This is a genomic window from Mesorhizobium sp. M7A.F.Ca.CA.002.15.2.1, assembly GCF_003998715.1.
GTDB lineage: Bacteria > Pseudomonadota > Alphaproteobacteria > Rhizobiales > Rhizobiaceae > Mesorhizobium > Mesorhizobium ciceri.
Genome location: NZ_RZPI01000678.1, coordinates 1 through 2,917, shown reverse-complemented (window position 1 = coordinate 2,917; position 2,917 = coordinate 1). Strand labels below are relative to the sequence as shown.

The window sequence follows — 2,917 nt, the reverse complement described above, 5'->3', positions numbered from 1 at the left end:
TTCGTCGGCAACGTGAATAGGTTCGAGGGCAAGATCGCGCGTGGCGAGGCGGGCAGCGCCTGCATAGACGCCGGCAACGGCATCACCATCCGCACCGACAATGCCGGCACCGCCGGGGCCGGGACGGCCGTCACCTTCGCCATCAGGCCCGAAAAGATCAAGGTGTCGTCGAAGAAGCCGGCCGAGGCCGTCAACGCCATCGAGGGCGAGGTCTACGACATCGCCTATCTCGGCGACATGACCGTCTATCATGTCAGGCTGGACGACGGCCAGGTGGTGCGCGCCAGCACCATGAACGCGGCCCGCATCACCGAGGATCCGTTGAGCTGGAACGACCGCGCCTGGGTTTCCTTCCGGCCCGACGCCGGCGTCGTGCTGACGCGGTAGGGGGCGACCATGTCGAGCGCCGCCGTCACCACAGCATCAGCCTCTCCGGCATCCAATGCCGGCAGATCCATCCTTGCCAGGCTGGGTGCTGCCTTCGTTGGCCGACTGGTCATCATCATCCCGTATGTCTGGCTGCTGTTCTTCTTCCTCATTCCGTTCGTCATCGTCTTCAAGATCTCGCTGTCGCAGACGGCGATCGCCATTCCGCCCTATACGCCGGCGCTCGATTTCAGCGGCGGTATCTCAGGGTTCCTGGCTCAGCTGAAACAGCTCAGCCTCGACAACTACACCTGGCTGACGCAGGACGCGCTCTACTTCAACGCCTATGTGACCAGCGTCATCATCGCCGCGGTCTCGACGGTCCTGACATTGCTCGTCGGCTACCCCATCGCCTACGGCATGGCGCGCGCGCCGGCGACGATCCGCCCGACCTTGCTGATGCTGGTCATCCTGCCGTTCTGGACCTCGTTCCTGATCCGCGTCTACGCCTGGATCGGCATTCTCAAGCCCGAAGGGCTGCTCAATCAGCTGCTGCTCGCCACCGGCATCATCCACCAGCCGCTGATCATCCTCAACACCTATACGGCGATCTTCATCGGCATCGTCTATTCCTACCTGCCGTTCATGGTGCTGCCGCTCTATTCCGCTCTCGAGAAGATGGACTATTCGCTGATCGAGGCGGCCAAGGATCTCGGTTGCCCGCCGACCAGTGCGTTCTGGAAAATCACCTTCCCGCTGTCGCTGCCCGGCGTCATCGCCGGTTGTCTGCTGGTGTTCATTCCGGCTGTCGGCGAATTCGTCATTCCCGATCTGCTCGGCGGATCGCAGACGCTGATGATCGGCAAGACGTTGTGGAACGAGTTCTTCGCCAATCGCGACTGGCCGGTATCGTCGGCCGTGGCCGTCATCCTGCTGTTGCTGCTGATCGTGCCGATCATGCTCTTCCAGCGGGCTCAGGCGCGCGCTCAGGAAATGGACAGGTGACCTCATGAACGCCACCTGGAGCCGCTTCAACATCACCTCGATCGTGCTTGGCTTTGCCTTTCTCTACCTGCCGATCGTGCTGCTCATCGTCTTCTCGTTCAACGAATCGAAACTGGTCACGGTCTGGGGCGGTTTCTCGACCAAATGGTACGTCTCGCTGTTCCACAACCAGGGTCTCATGGACGCGACCTGGGTGACGGCGCGTGTTGGCCTGATCTCGGCCACGGTTGCGACGGTGCTGGGCACGCTGGCGGCACTCACCTTGACCCGCTACACGCGCTTCAAGGGCAGGGTGCTGTTTTCCGGCATGGTCTTTGCGCCGCTGGTCATGCCGGAAGTCATCACCGGCCTGTCGCTGCTGCTGCTCTTCGTCGCCGTCGGGCTCGACCGCGGCTTCCTCACCGTGACGCTCGCCCACATCACGCTGACCATGTGCTTCGTCGCCGTGGTCGTGCAGTCGCGGCTCATGACTTTCGACCGCTCGCTGGAGGAAGCCGCGATGGATCTTGGCGCCACGCCGGTGAAGACCTTCTTCCAGATCACATTGCCGGTCATCATGCCGGCGATCGTCTCCGGCTGGATGCTGGCTTTCACCCTTTCGCTCGACGATCTGGTCATTGCCAGCTTCACCTCGGGGCCGGGCGCGACGACGCTGCCGATGAAGATCTACAGCCAGGTTCGCCTCGGCGTGACGCCGGAAATCAACGCCGCCTGCACCATCCTGATCGCCGTCGTGGCGATCGGCGTCATCATCGCCTCGCTTGCCAACAAGCGGCGTGAGGTGCAGCGCCAGCTCGACGAGCAGGCCGCGCAACGCGGCTGAAGACGAAAACGCGACCGCTTATTCCCCCGAAACGCCGCGGCTGATCGGGGAAATGAACGGCGTGCTCCAGGTTCCGCCGACGAAGAACGACGACTGGTTGGGGCCTTGCTGGCCGTTGGCCTGCGTTGCCGCCTGATCCGGCTGAATGACGCCGCCGGACAAGGCCAGTCCGCGCCCGGCGTAGGACGCGATGCCGGACAGCCAGATCTTGTACTTCGCTGAATTGGCCTCGGCCTTGTCGATTCGCGCCACGCCCTTCGAAATGGTTGCCTTGATCTCGGCACCGTCGATCGGCAATGTTGCGTCGGAGACATCGTCGAGCGCGAAGAAGCCGCCCTGTTCGGTATGTTTGAGGAAGGCCGGCAGGTTGAGCTTGCTCAACGCACCCGGCCCGAAGGTCGCCGAGACCGAGCCGTCGGCATTGTCGAAGATGGAATCCCAGGTTCTGCCCGGCCCCTTGAGGATCACCGAGACGGTGCCCGTGCCGACCGGCACCAGCCGCGTCATCCCTGCCGCCGTGCCGAAAGCACCGCCGTCGATGTCGGACGCCAGAAGGCGGATTTCGACTTGCGAGCCTTCCGGCTTGCGATCGAAGCGAAGGCTGGTCTGGATGTTGCCGCCGAAGGCCGAGGCATCGGAGATGTCGAAGACGGACAGACCATCCTTGACCTGTGCGGTGGCGGCGACGTCGGCGAGCTGGATCGGCCCCGCCGTGGCGTGCGC

General features: G+C 63.4%; 4 protein-coding genes. 3 read left to right on the top strand and 1 reads right to left on the bottom strand.

Going from position 1 to position 2,917, the window contains the following annotated elements; translation table 11 throughout:
• From ENZ74_RS27420 to ENZ74_RS27410, 3 genes are all read left to right on the top strand, one after another.
• A partial coding sequence (locus tag ENZ74_RS27420; RefSeq protein ID WP_127313130.1) for a TOBE domain-containing protein occupies positions 1–387 on the top strand: 387 nt, incomplete at its 5' end.
• A gap of 9 nt (positions 388–396) precedes the next feature.
• On the top strand, positions 397–1,371 hold the full coding sequence (locus ENZ74_RS27415; protein WP_063170075.1) for an ABC transporter permease subunit: 975 nt from the start codon (positions 397–399) through the stop codon (positions 1,369–1,371).
• Between the two features lie 4 nt (positions 1,372–1,375).
• Complete coding sequence (locus ENZ74_RS27410; RefSeq protein ID WP_013530251.1) at positions 1,376–2,194, top strand: ABC transporter permease subunit; 819 nt, start codon at positions 1,376–1,378, stop codon at positions 2,192–2,194.
• A gap of 18 nt (positions 2,195–2,212) precedes the next feature.
• On the opposite strand, the gene ENZ74_RS27405 is transcribed toward ENZ74_RS27410, so the two are convergent.
• Positions 2,213–2,917 (bottom strand): AsmA-like C-terminal region-containing protein (locus ENZ74_RS27405; RefSeq protein WP_281059735.1); only part of this gene is annotated, 705 nt, incomplete at its 5' end.

Excerpts from the sequence above, each read along its gene's own strand:
- ENZ74_RS27415 (WP_063170075.1), top strand. The coding sequence starts at position 397 with ATGTCGAGCGCCGCCGTCACCACAGCATCAGCCTCTCCGGCATCCAAT.
- ENZ74_RS27410 (WP_013530251.1), top strand. The coding sequence starts at position 1,376 with ATGAACGCCACCTGGAGCCGCTTCAACATCACCTCGATCGTGCTTGGC.